Below are 13,567 nucleotides of genomic sequence, written 5' to 3'. Positions count from 1 at the left end.
TCGACAAGGGCATCTCGATGGCGCACCTCAAGGGCACGCTCGACCACGTCGCGCGCCAGCTCTTCGGCCCGGAGGCGAAGACCCGCTTCCGCACGAACTTCTTCCCCTTCACCGAGCCGTCCGCCGAGCTCGACCTCTGGCATCCGACCTTCAAGGGCGGTGCGCGGTGGATCGAGTGGGGCGGCTGCGGCATGGTCAACCCGAACGTGCTGCGCGCGGCGGGGATCGACCCCGACGTCTACAGCGGCTTCGCGTTCGGCATGGGCGTAGAGCGCGCCCTCATGTTCCGCAGCGACGTGCAGGACATGCGCGACATGGCCGAGGGCGATGTCCGTTTCAGCGAGCAGTTCGGGATGGTGGTGTGATGCGCGTCCCGCTTTCGTGGTTGCGTGAGTACGTGGACGTCGCCGAGACGGCGACCCCGGACGACGTCTTCGCGGCGCTCGTCTCGGTGGGCTTCGAGGAGGAGGAGCTGATCGGCTTCGACATCTCCGGCCCCGTCGTCGTCGGCCGGGTCCTCTCGTTCGACGAGGAGCCGCAGTCCAACGGCAAGACCATCCGCTGGTGCCAGGTCGACGTCGGGGAGGCGAACGGCGGCGTGCGCGGGATCGTCTGCGGCGCGCACAACTTCGCGCCGGGCGACAAGGTCGTGGTGACCCTGCCGGGTGCCGTGCTGCCAGGGCCGTTCCCGATCGCCGCCCGCAAGACCTACGGGCACGTCTCCGACGGGATGATCGCCTCGGCCCGCGAACTCGGACTCGGCGACGAGCACGACGGGATCCTGATCCTGTCGACGCTCGGGCTGGACCCCGAGGTCGGCGCAGACGCGATCGCGCTGCTGGGGCTGGACGACGTGGCGGTGGACATCAACGTCACCCCGGACCGCGGGTACGCGTTCTCGCTCCGCGGCGTCGCCCGGGAGTACGCGCATGCGACGGGTGCGGCGTTCCGCGATCCGGCCGAGCGCGACTTCGCGGAGCTCCAGCCGGGCACCGGGTTCACCGCCGTGGTCGAGGACGCCGCGCCGATCCGCGGCAACGCGGGCGCGACGGAGTTCGTCACTCGCGTCGTCCGGGGGGTCGACCCCTCGCGGCCCACGCCGCCCTGGATGGCCGCGCGCCTGTCGCTGGCCGGGATGCGTTCCCTCGGCGTGCTGATCGACATCACGAACTACGTGATGCTCGAGCTCGGCAACCCCGTGCACGGCTACGACCTGGACACGCTCGACGGCGGCATCGTGATCCGCCGGGCGACCGAGGGCGAGACGATGGTCACGCTCGACGGCCAGGAGCGCACGCTCAGCACCGAGGATCTGCTCATCACCGACGGATCCGGCCCGATCGGCCTCGCCGGTGTCATGGGCGGCGGCACGACCGAGATGAGCGCTCGCACCCGCAACGTGCTGATCGAGGCGGCGACCTTCGACCCGATCACGATCGCGCGCTCGGCCCGCCGGCACAAGCTGCCCAGCGAGGCGTCCAAGCGCTTCGAGCGCGGCGTGGATCCGCTGATCCCCTTCGCCGCGGCGCGCCGGGTCGCCGACCTCATGGTCGAGTTGGCCGGCGGCACGCTCACGGAGGAGGGCGGCGCCCTCTTCGCCGAGGTCTTCATCGAGGGGATCGAGCTTCCGGCCGGGTTCGTGCAGGGACTCATCGGAGTGGACTACACCGACGAGGAGGTCACGGGCGCGCTCGAGACCGTCGGTGCCGAGGTCACGCCTCTCGGCGCGGCGGCCGACGCCGGGTGGATGGTCATCCCCCCGAGCTGGCGTCCCGATCTCACGGACAAGTGGACGCTGGCCGAGGAGGTCGCGCGCATCCACGGACTGGACCGGATCCCGTCGGTGCTGCCCACTCCTCCCTCCGGACGCGGTCTCACCCCGCTGCAGCAGGGCCGCCGCCGGGTCGCCGACGCGCTCGCCGCCTCCGGCCTGGTGGAGACCCCGGCCTTCCCGTTCACCACGCAGGACCAGAACGATCTGCACGGCTCGGCCTCGGGGGAGGAGCTGCCGGGGGTGCGCCTGGCGAACCCGCTCGACGGCCAGGCGCCCTTCCTGCGTCGCTCGCTCGTGCCCGGTCTGCTCCAGATCGCGCATCGCAACGTCGCGCGCGGACTCGTCGATCTCGCGATCTTCGAGACGGGCATCGTGTTCCTCCCCGAACCCGGGGTGGTCTACGGCACCGACGCGGTGCCCCCGCTCGGGGAGCGGCCGTCGGACGAGACGCTCACGGCGCTGAACGCGTCGATCCCGCCGCAGGCCCGCCACCTCGCGGCCCTGTTCACCGGACATGTGACCGCGCGCCAGCCCGGCCGTGCCGCCGAGGAGTACGGCCTCAGCGAGGCGCTCGACGCCGTGCGCGTGATCGGCGAGGCCGCGGGCGTCACGATCGACGTCGTGCAGACCGTACGCGCGGCCCTGCACCCGGGGCGTGCGGGCGAGCTGCGCGTCCAGGATGCGGCGACGGGCGATGCGACCGTGGTCGGCTACGTGGGGGAGCTGCACCCCGTGGTCTCCCGGGACGCCGATCTTCCCGGCCGGGCCGTCGTGCTCGAACTGGATCTGGACCGTGTGCTTGCGCTCGCGCGGCCGAAGACGGTCGCCGCGTCGCTGTCCACGTATCCCGCGGCCACGCAGGACGTGTCGCTCGTCCTCGACGCCGCGATCCCGGCGGCAGAGGTCGGCGCGGCGCTCACCGAGGGGGCCGGCGCCCTGCTCGAGTCCCTGCGCCTCGTCGACGACTACCGCGGCGAGGGCGTGCCCGAGGGCGCCAAGAGCCTCAGCTTCGCGCTGCGGTTCCGCGCGGACGATCGCACGCTCACCGCGGCGGAGGCCAGCGAGGCCAAACTCGCGGGGGTCGCGGTCGCCGCCGAGCGCCTGGGGGCACAGATCCGCGACTGAGCCCGCGCCCGAGGCTCCGAGGACGCCTGCACGACCGGATCGGCGGATCCGTCGTGCAGGCGTTCGTGCGTCATGCGCCGTCGCACGGGAGTCCCCGCCGGAGACGCGCGATCGTTCCGATTAGACTGGCCGACAGTGACACGGGGTGCCGCATCCGCGGCTGAGATCACACCCGTCGAACCTGATCTAGCTCGTACTAGCGAAGGGATGTCGCGATGAACGCGCGTCTGGAAACGTCCTCCGGATCCGTGGCGGAGACCGCCGCGGAACTGCTCACCGTGCTGCGGGCCGAGGCCCCGCTCACGCACTGCATCACGAACGCGGTGGTCACCGGCTTCACCGCCAACGCGCTGCTGGCGCTCGGCGCCGCTCCGGCGATGGTCGACATCACGGGGGAGGCGGGCATGTTCGCGGCCGTGGCGTCCGGGCTGCTCGTCAACCTCGGCACGCCCACCCCCGAGCAGCGGTTCGCGAGCATCGAAGCGGTGGGCGGTGCACGACATGCCGGGACCCCCTGGGTGTTGGATCCGGTCGCGATCGGGGCGCTCCCGGTCCGCACAGGGCTCGCGTTCGACCTCCTCGCGATGCGGCCCACGGTCATCCGCGGGAACGCCTCCGAGATCCTCGCGCTCGCGGGGCGCAGCTCCGGGGGGCGCGGAGTCGATGCCCTCGACGGGACGGAGGCCGCGGCCGGCGCGGCGCGCGAGCTCGCCCGACGCACGGGGGGAGCGGTCGCCGTCTCCGGCCCGGTGGACCTGCTCGTGGACGGGCGGAGCGAGATCCGGATCGCGAACGGCGACGCGCTGCTCACCCGGGTCACGGGGGGCGGGTGCGCGCTCGGAGCGGTCATGGCCGCCTTCCTCGGGGCCGCGTGTCGGACGGGGGACGGCCCCCTGCAGGCCGCCGCCGCGGCCACCCTCGTCTACACGATCGCGGCCGAAGACGCGGCCGCGGCGGCATCGGGTCCTGGATCCTTCGCGGTCGCGCTGCTCGACGCGCTCTCCGCGATCGAGCCTCGTGCGCTTCCTGAGCGGGCGCGCCTCGAGACCGGCACGGCGGTCGCCGCATGAGCCGGCTCAGCGACGAGGACCTGACGCTGTACCTCGTGACCGACGCGGGGCTGTGCGGTGCGCGCGGGGTGGAGGCGGTGGTCGACGCCGCGGTGGCGGGAGGTGTGCGGATCGTGCAGGTGCGCGAGAAGGACGCCGACGACGCCGAGGTCGTGGAACTGCTCGTGCGGCTGTCGGAGCTCATCGACGGTCGGGCCCTGCTCCTGGCCGATGACCGACTCGAGGCCGTGGTCGAGGCCCGTCGCCGCGGCGCCAGGGTCGACGGGATCCACCTCGGTCAGTCCGATGCGTCCGCGGCGGTCGCTCGCGCGGTGCTGGGCCCCGATGCGATCATCGGACTCACGGCGAACCGGCCGGAGCACCGGGAAGCGCTGCTCGCGCTCCCTGCCGGCACGGTCGACTACCTCGGCACCGGGGTGATCCATCCGACGACGACGAAGAAGGACCATCCTCCCGTTCTCGGTGTCGCCGGCTTCGCGGCGTTCGCCGCGGAGAGCCCGCTTCCGTGCGTCGCGATCGGCGGGATCGGGCTCGACGATGTCGCCGCGCTCCGTCGCGCGGGTGCGGCCGGGGTCGCGGTCGTCTCCGCGCTGTGCGCAGCACCCGACCCGGAGGCCGCCGCACGGGACTTCCTCCGTGCGTGGGGGAGCGGCGGCGTGCCCCGCGTGCTCAGCATCGCGGGCAGCGATCCGTCGGGAGGGGCGGGGATCCAGGCCGATCTCAAGTCGATCTCCGCGAACGGGGGCTACGGTCTGGCCGCGATCACGGCGTTGACGGCGCAGAACACGCGGGGGGTCTCGGCGGTGCACGTCCCGCCCGTCGATTTCCTGCACGCGCAGCTGGACGCCTTATCCGCGGACATCCGCATCGACGCGGTGAAGATCGGGATGCTCGCGGGCGCCGAAGCCATCGCGGAGGTCGGCTCCTGGCTGGACGCCCACCGCCCGCCGACGGTCGTGCTGGATCCGGTCATCGTGGCGACGAGCGGGGACCTCCTGCTCGACGCCGACGCGGAGCACGCGCTGCGCGCTCTGTGCGCCCGCGCCGATCTGCTGACGCCGAATCTGCCCGAGCTCGCCGTCCTCCTCGACGAACCGCAGGCGTCGGCCTGGGACGAGGCCCTCGCCCAGGCGCGACGACTGTCGATCCGCACGGGGGCTCTCGTGCTCGTCAAGGGAGGCCATCTCGCGTCGGACGAGGCGCCGGATGCGCTCGTCGGACCCGACGGCGTCATCCGAGGCTTCGCGGGCGCGAGGATCCCGACCACCCGGACGCACGGCACGGGATGCTCGCTCTCCTCCGCGCTCGCGACGCGCCGCGCGGCCGGCGCCGACTGGCCGGAGGCGGTCGGCGAGGCACGGGCATGGCTGCGCGAGGCGATCTCCGCCGGCGACGGTCTCGACGTCGGCGGCGGGCACGGTCCGATCCATCACTTCGCCGGCCTGTGGCGGCGCGGCGGCCTGACCACGTCGCCGGAGCCGGCCGCGCTCGCGGAGGAGTGGTGGGAGGGGATCTCCCCGATCCGGCGCGAGATCGACGAGCTGTCCTTCCTGCGCCGACTGGCGGACGGAACGCTCCCGGACGCCGCGTTCCGGTGGTACCTCGCGCAGGACGCGCTATACCTGCGGGAGTACGCGCGGACGCTCGCGGAAGCCGCCCGGCTCGCCCCGCGTGCCGAGGAGCAGGCGTTCTGGGCGCACAGCGCGGAGCAGTCCGTGATCGGCGAGCTGCAGCTGCACGCGCAGTGGCTGTCTCCCGACGGCATCGGCGCGGACACGTTCCGGGCGGATCCCTTGGCGGCCACGACCGCGTACCTCGACCACCTGCGCGCGACGGCGTTCGACGGCGACTACGGTGTGCTCATCGCCGCGCTGCTGCCCTGCTTCTGGATCTACGCGGACGTCGGAGCCCGCCTGCACGCGCGGGCGGGCGGGGATCCCGCGCATCCTTTCGCGGCGTGGATCGACGAGTACGGAGATCCCGCGTTCGCCGCGGCGACCGCCGAGGCCGTGCGCATCGTCTCCGCCCGGGCGGCGTCGGCGGATCCCCGCACCAGGGAACGGATGCGCCTCGCCTTCGAGCGCTCCAGCGCGCACGAACGGGCGTTCTTCGCCGCCGCCCTGCCGGAGTGAGGGAGCCCGCCGCGGCAGGGATGCGGGGAGCGCCCGCAGGGTGCGGCTGCGGACGATTTGGTCCCGGGAGCCGCGGCGCGCTACTCTCGGCGCATGCTCACGGCTCCGCAGACGACCACCCTCCCGGGTGCGGTCGTGGTGCGTCGACGCCGGTCGGGCGACCGCCGAATCTAGGCGACCCCGCTTCCTCCCGCGGCGTGCGCGGTCGAGCAGCGGCGTCGCCGCGCTCAGCCCCGACCCGCTTCCCGGCCGCGCCCGTCTTCTGGGCGTCGCGCCGAAGCCCGACCGTTAAGGTGGAACCATGACGTACTCCGTCGCCGTCTCCGGCGCATCCGGCTACGCGGGCGGCGAGATCCTTCGCCTCCTCGCGAGCCATCCCGACATCGAGATCCGCACCGTCACGGCGCACTCGAACGCCGGACAGCCGCTCCTCGCACACCAGCCGCACCTCCGCTCCCTCGCGGGACTCGTCCTGCAGGACACGACGCCCGAGGTCCTGGCCGGGCACGACGTCGTCTTCCTCGCGCTGCCGCACGGGCAGTCCGGCGCCTACACCGATGCGCTCGGCGACGTGCCGCTCGTCATCGACGCGGGTGCGGATCACCGGCTCACCTCCGCCGAGGCGTGGGACGCGTTCTACGGCGGGGCGTTCCACGAGCCGTGGACGTACGGCGTGCCCGAGCTGATCGTCGACGGCGTCGCACAGCGCGAGCACCTGCGTGGCGCGACGCGGATCGCCGCACCGGGCTGCAACGCCTCGACCGTCGCCCTGAGCCTCGCACCGGGCGTCGCGGCAGGCGTCATCGATCCCTCCGACATCGTCAGCGTGCTCGCGGTCGGCCCCTCGGGGGCGGGCAAGAGCCTCAAGCCGCATCTGCTGGGCAGCGAGATCCTCGGATCCGCGAACCCGTACGCGGTCGGGGGCACGCACCGGCACATCCCGGAGATCCGCCAGGCGCTCGCCGCGGCCGCTCCGTCGATCGAGGCGGACGGGATCCGGATCTCCTTCACGCCCGTCATCGTGCCGATGGCCCGGGGGATCCTAGCCACCTCGACGGCCCCGATCGCCCCCGGCGTCACGGATGCGCAGATCCGCGACGCGTGGGAGAGCGCCTACGGCGACGAGACGTTCGTGCAGCTTCTGCCGGAGGGGACCGTGCCGCGGACCGCGGACGTCCTCGGCGCCAACACCGCCCTGATCGGCCTCGCGATCGATCGTGCCGCGAACCGCGTCGTCGTCGTCGCAGCCGTCGACAACCTCGTCAAGGGCACCGCGGGTGCGGCGATCCAGTCCATGAACATCGCGCTCGGTCTCCCCGAAGGCACGGCGCTCAGCACGAACGGAGTGGCGCCGTGAGCGTGACCGCACCCCAGGGATTCGAGGCGGCAGGAGTCGTCGCCGGACTCAAGTCCACCGGCAAGCCCGATGTCGCCGTCGTCGTGAACCGGGGCCCGCGCAAGGTGGGCACGGCCGTGTTCACCACGAACCGCGCCAAGGCCAACCCGATCATCTGGTCGCAGCAGGTCGTCGCCGACCGCACGATCGAAGCAATCGTGCTGAACTCGGGGGGCGCCAACTGCTTCACCGGGGCGTTCGGCTTCCAGACCAGCCACCTGACGGCCGAGAAGGCCGCCGAGCTGCTCGGGGTGAGCGCCGGCGACGTGGTCGTCTGCTCCACCGGCCTCATCGGCACGGGCGACGAGGTCTTCCGCGGCAAGGTGCTCGACGGCGTCGAGGCGGGGATCGCCGCGCTCAGCGACGACGGCGGCGCGCTCGCCGCCGAGGCGATCATGACCACGGACAGCCACGCCAAGACGGTCGTCGTCCAGCGCGACGGCTGGTCGATCGGCGGGATGGCGAAGGGGGCGGGCATGCTCGCCCCGGGCCTCGCCACGATGCTCGTCGTGCTCACGACCGACGCGGACCTGGACCCCGCGGACGCGGACGCGGCGCTGCGACGCGCGACCGGCGTCACCTTCGACCGTCTCGACTCCGACGGCTGCATGTCGACGAACGACCAGGTCACCCTCCTCGCGAACGGCGCGAGCGGGATCCGCCCCGACCTGGAGGAGTTCACCGCGGCGCTGATCGAGGCGAGCGACGAGCTCGCGAAGATGCTGCAGGGCGATGCCGAGGGCGCGAGCCACGACATCACGATCGTGGTGCGCAACGCCGCGACCGAGTCGGACGCGGTCGAGGTCGGTCGCTCCGTCGCGCGCAACAACCTGTTCAAGGCGGCGATCTTCGGCAACGACCCCAACTGGGGGCGTGTGCTCGCGGCGATCGGAACGACGCGCGCCGCTTTCGACCCCTACGACACCGACGTCTGGATGAACGGCGTCCGGGTGTGCACGCAGGGAGGGCCGGACCGTCCTCGCGAGGACGTCGACCTCACCCCGCGCGCGACCGAGCTCGTCATCGACCTCAAGAGCGGCGATGCGACGGCGACGATCCGCACGAACGACCTCACCCACGACTACGTCCACGAGAACAGCGCCTACTCCTCATGAACGATCTTCAGGACACCGCCCCCGAGGAAGCAGCGCTCAAGGCGCAGACCCTCATCGACTCGCTGCCGTGGCTGAAGAAGTTCCGCGACCAGATCGTCGTCGTCAAGTACGGCGGCAACGCCATGATCAGCGACGAGCTCCAGGAGGCGTTCGCGCAGGACATCGCCTACCTCCGTTACGTCGGCGTGCAGCCGGTCGTCGTGCACGGCGGCGGTCCGCAGATCTCGAACATGCTCGACCGCCTCGCGATCCCGAGCGAGTTCAAGGGCGGCTATCGCGTCACGTCGACGGAGGCCATCAGCGTCGTGCGGATGGTGCTCACGGGGCACATCAACCCGCAGCTCGTCGCCAAGATCAACAGTCACGGTCCGATCGCGACCGGGCTCAGCGGCGAGGACGCCGGCCTGTTCGGCGGTCGCCGCCGTGGTGTGGTGGTCGACGGGGAGGAGGTGGATCTCGGCCGCGTCGGCGACGTGGTGCAGGTGGATCCGACGCCGGTGCTGGATCACCTCGCGTCGGGGCGGATCCCCGTGGTCTCCTCGATCGCTCCCGACCTCGATCACCCGGGCCAGTCCCTCAACGTCAACGCGGATGCCGCGGCAGCTGCGCTCGCGACCGCGCTCGGCGCCGTCAAGCTCGTCATCCTCACCGACGTCGCCGGCCTCTACGCGGACTGGCCGAACCGGGACTCGCTCGTCTCGCACCTCACCACGAGCGAGCTCGCCGAGATGCTGCCGTCGCTCGAGTCGGGGATGATCCCCAAGATGAGCGCGTGCCTCGAGGCCGTGGAGTCCGGGGTGCACGCCGCCGCGATCATCGACGGACGGGTGCCGCACTCGGTGCTCGTCGAACTTTTCACCAGCAAGGGAATCGGAACGGAGGTGGTGGCGGGATGACCGGGCAGGCGACCGACACCTGGCAGCAGAGCGCCGCGCGCGACCTGATGAGCCTCGGAGGGCGCCTCGCGCTGCTCGTCCGCGGCGAGGGGTCGTCGGTGTGGGATGCCGACGGCAACCGCTACCTCGACTTCCTGGGCGGGATCGCGGTGAACAGCCTCGGCCACGCGCACCCCGTGTTCGTCGAGGCGGTGTCCGCGCAGGCGGCGACCCTCGCGCACGTCTCGAACTACTTCGCCAGCCCGGCGCAGCTCGAGCTCGCGGCGCGCCTGAAGCGTCTGGCGGGCACCGGCGAGGACGGCCGCGTGTTCCTCGCGAACTCCGGCGGCGAGGCGAACGAGATGGCGATCAAGCTGTCCCGGCTGCACGGCAACCGTCCCCGCCCCGACGGCTCGACCCGTTTCACGATCCTCGTCGTCGAAGGCGCCTTCCACGGACGGACCATGGGGGCGCTCTCGTTGACGCCCAAGCCGGCCTATCGGGATCCGTTCGAGCCCGTCCTGCCCGGTGTGCGCACCGTCGAGCGCTCGCTCGAGAGCCTCGAGGAGGTCTTCGCGGAGGCCTCCGCCGCGGGCGGCGTCGCGGCGATCATCGTCGAGCCGATCCAGGGCGAGGCGGGCGTGGTCGAGCTGCCGGAGGGTTTCCTCCGCCGTGCGCGCGAGCTCACCGCCGCGCACGATGCGCTGCTGATCCTCGACGAGGTCCAGACCGGATCCGGACGCACCGGGGAGTGGTTCGCCTTCCAGCGCGAGGGCATCGTGCCCGACGCCGTGACGGCCGCCAAGAGCATCGCCGGGGGCTTCCCGCTCGGCGCGCTCATCACGTTCGGCGCCGCGAGCGAGCTGTTCTATCCGGGCACGCACAACTCGACCTTCGGGGGAAACCCTCTCGCGAGCGCCGTCGCCAACGCCGTGCTCGCCCACATCGAGGAGGAGGATCTGCTCGCCAACGTCGTGGCGCGGGGAGAAGAGCTCCGTGCGGGTGTGGCGGAGTTGCCCCTCGTCACCGGTACGAGGGGGGCGGGGCTGCTGCTGGGGATCACCCTCGCGGCGCCCGTCGCCGGACCCGTGCGCGAGGAGGCCCAGCGGAGAGGACTGATCGTGAACGCGCCCACCGACGACGTGATCCGGATCGCGCCCGCGTACACGATCGGCGATGCCGAGGTCGCCGAGTTCCTCGACCTGTTCGGTGCGGCGCTCGGTGCGGTCGCCGGGACGGTCGCCCCCACGGAGCAGCCCGCGGGGGCCGCGTCGACCGATCGGAAGGACCTCCCGTGACCCGTCATCTGCTGCGCGACGACGACCTGACCACCGCCGAGCAGACCGAGATCCTGGATCTCGCGCTCGAACTGAAGAAGGACCGCTGGGCCGACAAGACGCTCGCCGGCCCCCAGACCGTCGCGGTGATCTTCGACAAGTCGTCCACCAGGACCCGCGTGTCGTTCGCCGTCGGGATCGCCGATCTCGGCGGATCCCCGCTCATCATCTCGACGGCGAACAGCCAGCTCGGCGGCAAGGAGACCCCGTCGGACACGGCCAGGGTGCTCGAGCGCCAGGTCGCCGCGATCGTGTGGCGCACGTACGCCCAGGCGGGGCTGGAGGAGATGGCCCGCGGCACACGCGTTCCCGTCATCAACGCCCTGTCGGACGACTTCCATCCATGCCAGCTCCTCGCCGATCTGCTCACGATCCGCGAGCACAAGGGCGACCTGAAGGGGCTCACGCTGACGTTCTTCGGCGACGGACGCAGCAACATGGCGCACTCGTACGTCTTGGCCGGCGTGACCGCCGGGATGCACGTCCGTGTCGCCGCGCCGGAGGACTATGCGCCGCGGGCCGACGTGGTGCAGGACGCGCACCGCCGTGCGGCCGAGACCGGCGGATCGCTCACGCTCTTCACGGATCCGGGCGAGGCGGCGGCCGGCGCCGACGTGATCGTCACCGACACGTGGGTGTCGATGGGCAAGGAGGAGGAGAAGGCCCAGCGCCTGACCGACCTCGGCGCCTACAAAGTGACGACGCAGACCATGCAGCGTGCGGATCCGGAGGCGATCTTCATCCACTGCCTTCCCGCCGACCGCGGGTACGAGGTGGACTCCGAGGTCATCGACGGACCGCAGAGCGTGGTCTGGGACGAGGCCGAGAACCGTCTGCACGCGCAGAAGGCGCTTCTCGTCTGGCTGATCGGCGCCTCCGCGGTGCCGTCGAGCGAGGGGGAGAAATGACGGGGACGAACGGGACCAACGCCGGGGCGCTCTGGGGCGGGCGCTTCGCCGGGGGCCCGAGTCCCGAACTCGCCGAGCTCAGCCGTTCCACGCACTTCGACTGGATCCTGGCGCCCTACGACATCGCGGGGTCGCACGCGCACGCGACCGCGCTCGAGGCTGCCGGCTATCTGCAACCGGGCGAGGCCGCGCGGATGCACGAGGGCCTCGACGCCCTCGCCGCGCGCATCGCCGACGGCACGCTGCTGCCCCAACCTGGCGACGAGGACGTGCACGGAGCGCTCGAAGCCGCGCTCATCGAGGAGGTCGGGGCCGAGCTCGGAGGCCGCCTGCGCGCCGGGCGCAGCCGCAACGACCAGATCGCGACCCTTGTGCGTCTGTACCTCATCGACCATGCGCAGGTCATCGCGCGGGATCTGCTGCGGCTCGTCGATGCGCTCGTCGCCCAGGCGCAGGCGCACGAGACCGCGATCCTGCCCGGGCGGACCCATCTGCAGCACGCTCAGCCGGTGCTGCTGGCGCACCACCTGCAGGCACACGCCTGGCCGCTGGTGCGCGACATCGAGCGGCTCGTCGACTGGCGCGCCCGCGCCGGCGTCTCCCCGTACGGCGGGGGAGCACTGGCGGGATCGACCCTCGGCCTGGATCCGGCGCTTGTGGCGCGCGAGCTCGGTCTGGATCGGCCGGCCGAGAACTCCCTCGACGGCACCGCATCCCGCGACGTGGTCGCGGAGTTCGCGTTCGTCGCGGCGATGATCGGCGTGAACCTGTCCCGCTTCTCCGAGGAGATCATCCTCTGGAACACCCGCGAGTTCGGCTTCGTGACGCTCGACGACGGGTACTCGACCGGGTCGAGCATCATGCCGCAGAAGAAGAACCCGGACATCGCCGAGCTCGCGCGAGGAAAGTCGGGTCGACTGATCGGCAATCTGGCGGGCCTCCTGGCGACGCTCAAGGGGTTGCCGCTCGCCTACAACCGCGATCTGCAGGAGGACAAGGAGCCGGTGTTCGACTCGGTCCGCACGCTCGAGCTGGTCCTGCCGGCCTTCACCGGCATGGTCGCGACGCTGCGTTTCGACACGGAGCGGATGGCGCAGCTCGCGCCCCAGGGCTTCTCGCTCGCGACGGACGTCGCCGAGTGGCTCGTCAAGAACAGGGTTCCCTTCCGCGAGGCGCACGAGATCTCCGGATCCCTCGTGCGTGCGTGCGAGCAACGGGGGATCGGACTAGAGGATGCGGACGACGCGCTTCTCGCCGAGGTCTCCGCCCACCTCACTCCCGGTGTGCGTGATGTGCTCTCCCTCACCGGATCGGTCGCGAGCCGTGACGGCGTCGGAGGGACGGCGCCGATCCGCGTCGCGGAGCAGCGGGCCGAGCTCATCGCGCGCAGTCAGGCCGCCGCCCATGCTCTGGGCCTCTGAGGCATGCCACTCGGAGACACCGACAGGGAGGACCCCCGCGTACGCAGGTGCGCGGGGGTCCTCCATGTTCCCCGGCGAAAATCCTGGCCCGGTCACCAGCCGCGACACGCCCGGGGGTGGGGGTGATTTGCCCGATCCCGGGGATCCGCGTAACTTATTACTTGTTCGCCCCAAGCGGTAGAGCGAAGGGCCGGAAGGCCTGACTCCCCAAGCGGCGAACAACATCCACCTCGACGAAGACTTCCCTCACGGGAGATCATCTGGTAGGATGGACAACTCTGACCTCAGGTTCGCCGCAAGGCGCAGCGAGGATGGAGTGAGATCAAGCCCTATTTGTGATGCCGCGAGGCTGAGCTGTAGGAGCATCCGATCCTTGAGAACTCAACAGCGTGCACTTGTCAAATGCCAAATAAC

9 protein-coding genes, 1 pseudogene and 1 riboswitch are annotated in these 13,567 nt (G+C 71.7%); all 10 genes and pseudogenes read left to right on the top strand.

Translation table 11 applies throughout. The features are described from left to right. Positions 1 to 365: pseudogene (locus Q0P88_RS13815) on the top strand (phenylalanine--tRNA ligase subunit alpha); the annotation flags it as partial. Then, positions 365 to 2,899: a phenylalanine--tRNA ligase subunit beta gene (pheT, locus tag Q0P88_RS13810; protein ID WP_295014924.1), complete on the top strand. Its 2,535-nt coding sequence runs from the start codon at positions 365 to 367 to the stop codon at positions 2,897 to 2,899. The pseudogene Q0P88_RS13815 and the gene pheT, both read left to right, overlap by 1 nt. Positions 2,900 to 3,030: 131 nt before the next feature. Further along, a riboswitch (TPP riboswitch) is annotated at positions 3,031 to 3,124 on the top strand. Further along, positions 3,115 to 3,969: a hydroxyethylthiazole kinase gene (thiM, locus tag Q0P88_RS13805; RefSeq protein WP_295014923.1), complete on the top strand. Its 855-nt coding sequence runs from the start codon at positions 3,115 to 3,117 to the stop codon at positions 3,967 to 3,969. It overlaps the preceding riboswitch by 10 nt. Further along, positions 3,966 to 6,101 (top strand): bifunctional hydroxymethylpyrimidine kinase/phosphomethylpyrimidine kinase, encoded by a 2,136-nt coding sequence (locus tag Q0P88_RS13800; RefSeq protein ID WP_295014922.1) that lies wholly within the window; start codon positions 3,966 to 3,968, stop codon positions 6,099 to 6,101. Before thiM ends, Q0P88_RS13800 begins: the two co-directional genes overlap by 4 nt. A 301-nt stretch (positions 6,102 to 6,402) precedes the next feature. Continuing rightward, positions 6,403 to 7,458, top strand: a complete 1,056-nt coding sequence (argC, locus tag Q0P88_RS13795; protein ID WP_295014921.1) for an N-acetyl-gamma-glutamyl-phosphate reductase — start codon at positions 6,403 to 6,405, stop codon at positions 7,456 to 7,458. After that, complete coding sequence (argJ, locus tag Q0P88_RS13790) at positions 7,455 to 8,612, top strand: bifunctional glutamate N-acetyltransferase/amino-acid acetyltransferase ArgJ (RefSeq protein ID WP_295014920.1); 1,158 nt, start codon at positions 7,455 to 7,457, stop codon at positions 8,610 to 8,612. The genes argC and argJ overlap by 4 nt, the downstream gene beginning before the upstream one ends. Next, the gene (gene argB, locus Q0P88_RS13785) at positions 8,609 to 9,508 is read left to right on the top strand and encodes an acetylglutamate kinase (RefSeq protein ID WP_295014919.1); all 900 of its coding nucleotides are present in this window, start codon (positions 8,609 to 8,611) and stop codon (positions 9,506 to 9,508) included. The genes argJ and argB overlap by 4 nt, the downstream gene beginning before the upstream one ends. Further along, a complete protein-coding gene (locus Q0P88_RS13780; protein WP_295014918.1) occupies positions 9,505 to 10,785 on the top strand; it encodes an acetylornithine transaminase in 1,281 nt (426 codons plus the stop codon). Before argB ends, Q0P88_RS13780 begins: the two co-directional genes overlap by 4 nt. After that, positions 10,782 to 11,732 (top strand): ornithine carbamoyltransferase, encoded by a 951-nt coding sequence (gene argF / locus Q0P88_RS13775; protein WP_295014917.1) that lies wholly within the window; start codon positions 10,782 to 10,784, stop codon positions 11,730 to 11,732. The genes Q0P88_RS13780 and argF overlap by 4 nt, the downstream gene beginning before the upstream one ends. Continuing rightward, positions 11,729 to 13,153, top strand: a complete 1,425-nt coding sequence (argH, locus tag Q0P88_RS13770) for an argininosuccinate lyase (protein ID WP_295014916.1) — start codon at positions 11,729 to 11,731, stop codon at positions 13,151 to 13,153. The genes argF and argH overlap by 4 nt, the downstream gene beginning before the upstream one ends. Positions 13,154 to 13,567 lie beyond the last annotated feature (414 nt).

It is taken from the genome of uncultured Microbacterium sp. (genome assembly GCF_945952435.1).
Lineage (GTDB): Bacteria > Actinomycetota > Actinomycetes > Actinomycetales > Microbacteriaceae > Microbacterium.
The sequence above is the reverse complement of the archived record's forward strand: the minus strand, read 5'-3'. Positions and strand labels throughout refer to the sequence as shown.

Coding starts and splice junctions, on each gene's coding strand:
- argC (WP_295014921.1), top strand. CDS start 6,403: ATGACGTACTCCGTCGCCGTCTCCGGCGCATCCGGCTACGCGGGCGGC.
- pheT (WP_295014924.1), top strand. CDS start 365: ATGCGCGTCCCGCTTTCGTGGTTGCGTGAGTACGTGGACGTCGCCGAG.
- Q0P88_RS13780 (WP_295014918.1), top strand. CDS start 9,505: ATGACCGGGCAGGCGACCGACACCTGGCAGCAGAGCGCCGCGCGCGAC.
- Q0P88_RS13800 (WP_295014922.1), top strand. CDS start 3,966: ATGAGCCGGCTCAGCGACGAGGACCTGACGCTGTACCTCGTGACCGAC.
- argB (WP_295014919.1), top strand. CDS start 8,609: ATGAACGATCTTCAGGACACCGCCCCCGAGGAAGCAGCGCTCAAGGCG.
- argH (WP_295014916.1), top strand. CDS start 11,729: ATGACGGGGACGAACGGGACCAACGCCGGGGCGCTCTGGGGCGGGCGC.
- thiM (WP_295014923.1), top strand. CDS start 3,115: ATGAACGCGCGTCTGGAAACGTCCTCCGGATCCGTGGCGGAGACCGCC.